A 6,200-nucleotide genomic window follows, 5' to 3' on the forward strand; every position below is an offset into this window, starting at 1 on the left:
GATCACGCAAGGGATCGGAGTTCATCGCGCCGGCGCGCCAGCCAAAGCAACATCATTGCCAAAGGTGCCTGATTGATCTCACCGCTATCCAGCAAGGCCATAGCCTGTTCGAAAGGGATCACGTGAGTGCGGATATCTTCATGCTCGCTGGCCAATCCATGCACAGCTTGCTGGACCTTATCCAAGGGGCAAACACCTAGAAAACAATGGAAAAATTCGGTCGAATAGCCAGGCGCAGCATAGACTTTCAACATCGGGCGAATGTCTTGCAACGCAAGCCCCGCTTCTTCCACCGCTTCGCGCCGCGCCGTTTCAATTGGCGCTTCGCCAGCATCCACCAATCCCGCGATCGGCTCAAGCATCCAAGGCAGCGGATCTGAGCGCAGCAGCGGGCCGTAGCGCATCTGTTCAATTAACATCACAAGATCGCGTGCGGGATCATAAGGCAGCACCAAGGCCGCGTCATAGGCCACGAAAGCCCCGCGCTCCAGGGTCTCGCTTTGAGCGCCGTCAAAGCGCGGGTATGCCACATCAAATGTATCCAGCCTGAAAAAACCCGCATACCCGTCATCGCGCATTTCAAGCGACACGGTACTTGCAGGCATATCGCGGCGCAATGTGCTTGGCGCAGGGTCGCGCGCCAGTTCTTTCGCCCAAGCACGCGCGCGCAAAAACGGCAGCAAGCGTGCGATCTCGTCCACGCTGGTGTTTGCGTAATGCTGCATAACCTCGCGCGCGGTATTAAGCGAAAGCCGCCCCCATTGCGCCGCCCAAACCTGCAAATCCCAGACCTGCCCTTGCTGCCAGCGCCCCGGCTTCGGGAAAAACACCTTTGCGGGCAATGATCCCCCCTCAACGCTTACATGAACGGGCTTCAGATCATATTCAAAGCCGCCCTCATAAAAGCGCAACCGTGCGATATCTGTTTCGCTCAAATCCTGAACAAGAATTCCTTGGGCACTTGCACCGCTCTGCTCCGCGATCATTGGAAAGGGCTCGTCTTTGACCCAAGTTGCCAGATGATCCGCCAAATTCGCATCGCAATAGGAAATTTCGACGCGCGAACGCCCCAAAACCAGTTCCAGCAACGGCACATGACAAAGCGTGCCATAAAAGAACAGAGATTGGCTCAAGACGCGCGCCTTGACGTATATTCAGCAAACAAACCGCTAAGGGCCGAGCCGACAACAAGCGTTGTGATGATAAGCGGGGTTGCGATCAGGGTCGCAAATTCGAACATGATTTGAAAGGCAGCTGCCGCCGCTTCGAAGGCCCCGTCATAACGCCCGCGCATGGAAACCTGAAACATCTTGTAGCTTGAATGCAGAAGCAATGCCCAAAACAACATCACCACGCCGCCAGTGAGACCATTATTGATCGCGGCACCCATGCCCCGCCCCGCGCGTGCGCCAACAACTTGCCAGCCGACCAGAAACCCGACAACAGCATTTATCAAGTTGAAATTGCCGAAGGTCTTACCCTCCTCGAACAGAGGTTTGACCATATCTGAAACCAGCCAAGCCAATGCGGCAAGGCAAAGGGCGGCGATCACTCGGGCGGCTGTGGGCATTATTGCGACTTTCGAATTGTGATTTGTGTTACGTCGCAGTTTCCGCTGTGAAACGCCGCGGCGCAAGAGGTCAGATAAAAGTTCCACATGCGCCTGAACCGATCGTCAAATCCCATTTCCGCAACGCGATCCCATGTCTCGTTAAACGTCTCAAACCAACGGCGCAGGGTGATCGAATAGCTCTCGCCAAACTCCTTGGACCTGACGACCTCCATCCCCGCTTTTTTCACCTGCGCATTCAATGCGCCGGGGCTGGGTAACATGCCCCCCGGGAAGATGTATTTCTGGATAAAATCCACACCCCGCCGATAGACCTGCCAACGGCGATCCGCAACAGTAATGATCTGGAGTGTCGCGCGCGCTCCGGGCTTGAGCCGATTGCGCACCGCTTCGAAATAGACCGGCCAGTATTTTTCGCCCACCGCTTCAAACATTTCGATGGAGGCAATGCCGTCATAGCGGCCTGTTTCGTCGCGATAGTCTTGCAGTTTCAGCTCGACCATGTCCGAAAGCCCCGCCTTTTCAATGCGATGCGTTGCGTACTTCAACTGCTCTTTGCTAATGGTCAGCCCGGTCACCTTTAATCCGCGCTCTTTTGCGGCATATTCGGCAAAGCCACCCCATCCGCAGCCGATTTCCAACACATGATCGCCCGGCTTGGCCCCCATTTCATCGACCATAGACGCGTATTTCGCAATTTGCGCCTTTTCGGTGCTCTCTTGTCCAGTCTCGAAAATGGCCGAAGAATAGGTCATGGTTTCATCCAGCCAAAGCCGATAGAAATCATTGCCCAGATCATAGTGATACGAGATATTCTTGCGCGCCTGTTCTTTGTGATTGCGCCTTAGCCAAAAACGGAACCGCTCGATCATCCGCACAAGTCCCAAGCCCGGAAAACCGTCATAAATCGTTTCGTTATCCGTGTGAACAAGGTCCATGAATGCCTGCAAATCTGGCGTGGACCACCATTCATCCAGGTAGGCATCACAAAAACCGAGATCGCCTTCACGGATCAAACGCGCAAAAAGATCGTCATTATGGATATAAAGCGCCGCGATCGGGCCCGGGTTTTGTCCCTCAGCCCGAAACACGCGCCCGTCTTTGAGATGAAAGTCTATGCGCCCGTTTCTCAAGGATCTTGCGGTCGCGAAAACCTGCGCGAAATAACGCGGAAGGCCCTTTTGTTCGTCTGTTGAAGTATAAATCATGTCCCCCCCTTCACATCGACGCGCATGCCGCGCACGCGTGCATGTCGCGATGATTTACGGAAGTTTGGCGCAAAACAGGCGTTTATGGCAAGACTGCGCGCCCAAGCCCGCGTTTAGAAGCCGCGATTTTGATAGGCATCCAGCGCACGCTGGCGCCCTGCTGCAAGATCGCGCGCCGGGCTTGGATAGATATCGCGCGCGGTCAAATTCCAGCTTTCGGGAATAGCCTCATAATAGCTTAGCGCCGTTTCAGGCGGATCGCTTTGGCCTTCTGCAATCCATCGCTTCACATAAAAACCTTTGGGATCAAACTTGTCCAGTTGCGTGTCCGGATTGAACACGCGGAAATAGGGCGAAGCATCGGGCCCCGAGCCCGCCGCCCATTGCCAGCCCATGGCATTTGATGCGGGATCCCAATCGGTTAGGCATTCTTCAAACCACGCCTGCCCGATGCGCCAATGGGTCAGCAGATGCTTGCTCAGGTAGGAGGCCACGATCATGCGACCACGATTGTGCATCTTGCCTGTCACATATAATTCGCGCATCGCCGCATCGGCAAACTTCACCCCTGTGCGCCCCTGCTGCCATGCGATGACCTCTGGATGCGCCGCGTCGGTATACCAAGCAAACTTGTCCCAATCGGGCTTCCAGTTGCTTGTCAGGATATGCGGCGAATGATGCATCAGGTGATAGGCAAATTCACGCCAGACCAGCTCTTTCAGAAAGACCTCTGCGCCTGCTTTGCCCTCGTGCAATGCGCGCATCCCCGCATGCCAGCATTGATGCGGGCTGATTTCACCAAGGGCGAGGTTCTCGCTCAAACCCGATGTTCCGCGCTTTGATGGGATATCGCGCATCTGGACGTAATCGGCCACGTCATCTTCGATAAATTCGGCAAGCCGATCCAGCGCCGCGCTTTCACCGACCTGCGCGTGACGCGCGACAATCAAAGCACCGCGCCGCATGGCCGCGCCAAGGTGCCAGTCCGCAAGCCGCTCGCTCTGTGGCCATGTTTCCGGCGCACAAAGGGTCGGCGGCGCGGATCGCGGGGCATCCACGCTACGGTCTTTCACGGACCGCCAGAACGGCGTGTAAACTTTGTACATGCCGCCCGTTTTGGTTTGCACGCTCCATGGCTCAAACATCACATGCCCACCGAACGAGCGGGCCTCCACCCCTTGCGCGCGAAGCTGGGCTTTGATGTCAGTATCGCGCGCAACGCTCTCGGGATCATAAAGCCGTGACCAATATACCCCTTGCGCGCCTGTCTCGGCCAGAAGCGCAAGAAGCGTGTCAAGCGCAGGGCCGCTGCGCAAAATCAGCTTTGCACCCATTTCGGCGAGCCTGCTCTCAAGCGCCGCCAAACCCTGCCCCAACCGCCACTTTGGCGCTGCGCCAAGCCGGTCAACCAACGGATCGCGAATGAAAACCGCAATGACAGGTGCATTTGACGCGCAAGCCGCGGTCAACGCCGCATGATCGCTTAGGCGCAGATCGCGCCTGAACCAGACAATGATAGGTCGCTGTTCATTCACGCGGCATGCACCCGGCTTTGTAGCTAGCGTTGTGACACGCCAGCAGAGGATTTAGTCAAAGCACATCATCCAGAGCATTCAATAGCTGATCTATTTCGCCTTTGGACGTGTAATGGGTGAAGCTAAGTCGCAGCACCCCCAAGTCAAGATCAACGCCCATCGCGCCCAAAGCACGTAGCGCGTAAAAATCCCCGCCCCCTGCCATAATACCGTGTTTTGCAAGCTTCGCCGCCGTCTCTTCCGCATTGCTTTGCAGCGACAAGGCGACCGTTGGCGCACGCCCTGTCGCCTGATCTGGCCCGATTAGGCGCACAGAGTTCTTCGAGCTGGCATAATCAAGCAAAGGCTGAAGCAAAGCCGCCTCATGCGCGCGCATCAGATCATGCACACCTGCGCCGCGCGCCGTGGCATCGCCGTCGATTCCATGATGCCCCGCAAGCGCATCGATGTAATCCGCCATCCCCGCGCAGGCCGCAATCTGTGCGTGATCCGGCCCGGCTGGAGTAAAGCGTTTATAAAGGCTTTCAGCATTGAAGTAATGGCCCTGATTTGGCAGCGCCATGCCCAAAGCGCGTCGCATAACCATGATACCCTGATGCGGGCCATAGGTCTTGTACGCGGAAAAGAGATAGATATCCGGTCCCAGTTCACCCACATTGGCAATCCCGTGCGGCGCGTAGGAAACGCCGTCAACGCAGACAAACGCCCCCGCCGCATGGGCCATGGCCGTTATCTCGGTCACCGGGTTGATTTCGCCCACCACGTTCGAGCAGTGCGGGAAGCACACAAGCCGCACCTTTTCATCTAGCAATCCTTCAAGGGCCGCTGGATCAAGATGACCGGTTTCTGGATCAATCTTCCATTCGCGAATTTCAATGCCGCGTTCTGCCAAACGACGCCAGGGGCCTGAATTGGCCTCATGGTCCTGATTGGTGACGACAATCGCTTCGCCCGCCTGCATGAAACCGGCAAAAGCCTGTGCCAGAACATAAGTGTTTTGCGTTGTGGACGGGCCAAAGGACACTTCATCCGTATCAACGCCCATGATGGCGGCTAGGCGCGTGCGTGCCTCGTCCATTTCCTCGCCTGCAAGGCGCGAGGCTTCGTAGGGGGCATAGGGCTGGACTTTACGCTGTGTGTAATAGCGCGTCAGACGGTCCACGACCTGAGCACAGGTGTAGCTACCACCAGCATTTTCAAAGAAAGCCTGACCTTTCAGAGAGGCTTGCGAAAATGCAGGGAACTGCGCCCTGACAAAGTCTAGATCTAGTGATGACATCATTCATCTTCCCCAATTTTGCCGAAGAGAAACGCAAATCGCGTCAAAGCGCAAGCATCTATAAGTTGAGTGAAAAGTAAAAATCTTCCGTAAAACCTGCTGGAAACCGTTACCGTTCTGAAAGCTCAAATCTTAACCCGGTAACAAGCCAGTTTGAGGGCTATCCAACGAGTGTTAAGACGCATCAAAAAATTCGCAAAAATTGTCGTGTATGCGGTTACATGTCGCATGTGGACTTAGGAACGACGGCAACGCAACGTCTGTTTGCGAGCAATGCTGGCACTCAGAATGACAAGGTAATATCACATTACCGTTATTTCTAGGGAGGAGGCGCTTCATGAAACCGCCATTCACAGATCTCGAGATTAAAAAAGCCGACGGTGGCTTTTATCGCGGGAACAGCCTACCGATTGCTCTTATTTCCAAGGGCATCATGGTAGCACTTGTACTTTGGGCACTTTTGTTCCCAGCCAATGCAAACAGCACGCTTGGCAGTTGGAACTGGAGGTTGCTCGAAGGCTTCAACAGTTTTTACATCATTATCGTTGGTTTGTTTCTCTTTTTCTTGATTGTGGTCGCTGCTTTGCCTTCCACAGGCAACCGCATCA

General features: G+C 55.3%; 6 protein-coding genes. 1 reads left to right on the forward strand and 5 read right to left on the reverse strand.

Annotated elements, in window-relative coordinates:
* Positions 1 to 2: 2 nt before the first annotated feature.
* The 5 genes from WBC85_RS10875 to WBC85_RS10895 all read right to left on the reverse strand — a co-directional run bounded on the left by WBC85_RS10875 (position 3) and on the right by WBC85_RS10895 (position 5,592).
* Positions 3 to 1,133 carry an NUDIX domain-containing protein gene (locus WBC85_RS10875; protein ID WP_424436640.1) on the reverse strand — a complete coding sequence of 377 codons (1,131 nt, stop codon included), beginning with the start codon at positions 1,131 to 1,133 and terminating at the stop codon, positions 3 to 5.
* A complete protein-coding gene (locus WBC85_RS10880) occupies positions 1,130 to 1,570 on the reverse strand; it encodes a TrgA family protein (protein WP_424436643.1) in 441 nt (146 codons plus the stop codon). The genes WBC85_RS10875 and WBC85_RS10880 overlap by 4 nt, the downstream gene beginning before the upstream one ends.
* Complete coding sequence (locus tag WBC85_RS10885; RefSeq protein ID WP_424436646.1) at positions 1,570 to 2,778, reverse strand: class I SAM-dependent methyltransferase; 1,209 nt, start codon at positions 2,776 to 2,778, stop codon at positions 1,570 to 1,572. Before WBC85_RS10885 ends, WBC85_RS10880 begins: the two co-directional genes overlap by 1 nt.
* A 113-nt stretch (positions 2,779 to 2,891) precedes the next feature.
* Positions 2,892 to 4,313, reverse strand: a complete 1,422-nt coding sequence (locus WBC85_RS10890) for a cryptochrome/photolyase family protein (protein WP_424436649.1) — start codon at positions 4,311 to 4,313, stop codon at positions 2,892 to 2,894.
* 55 nt (positions 4,314 to 4,368) lie between these two features.
* Positions 4,369 to 5,592, reverse strand: a complete 1,224-nt coding sequence (locus WBC85_RS10895) for an aminotransferase class V-fold PLP-dependent enzyme (RefSeq protein WP_424436655.1) — start codon at positions 5,590 to 5,592, stop codon at positions 4,369 to 4,371.
* Positions 5,593 to 5,929: 337 nt separating this feature from the next.
* Between WBC85_RS10895 and WBC85_RS10900 the strand changes: the two genes are divergently transcribed.
* Positions 5,930 to 6,200, forward strand: a 271-nt coding sequence (locus tag WBC85_RS10900) for a BCCT family transporter (RefSeq protein ID WP_424436652.1), incomplete at its 3' end; no start/stop codon positions are given.

The sequence above is a fragment of the Planktotalea sp. genome (assembly GCF_049680325.1).
Taxonomy (GTDB): Bacteria; Pseudomonadota; Alphaproteobacteria; order Rhodobacterales; family Rhodobacteraceae; genus Planktotalea.

What these genes read in the sequence shown, in the direction of transcription:
- WBC85_RS10880 (WP_424436643.1), bottom strand. Translation starts at nt 1,570, where the DNA reads ATGCCCACAGCCGCCCGAGTGATCGCCGCCCTTTGCCTTGCCGCATTG.
- WBC85_RS10885 (WP_424436646.1), bottom strand. Translation starts at nt 2,778, where the DNA reads ATGATTTATACTTCAACAGACGAACAAAAGGGCCTTCCGCGTTATTTC.
- WBC85_RS10895 (WP_424436655.1), bottom strand. Translation starts at nt 5,592, where the DNA reads ATGTCATCACTAGATCTAGACTTTGTCAGGGCGCAGTTCCCTGCATTT.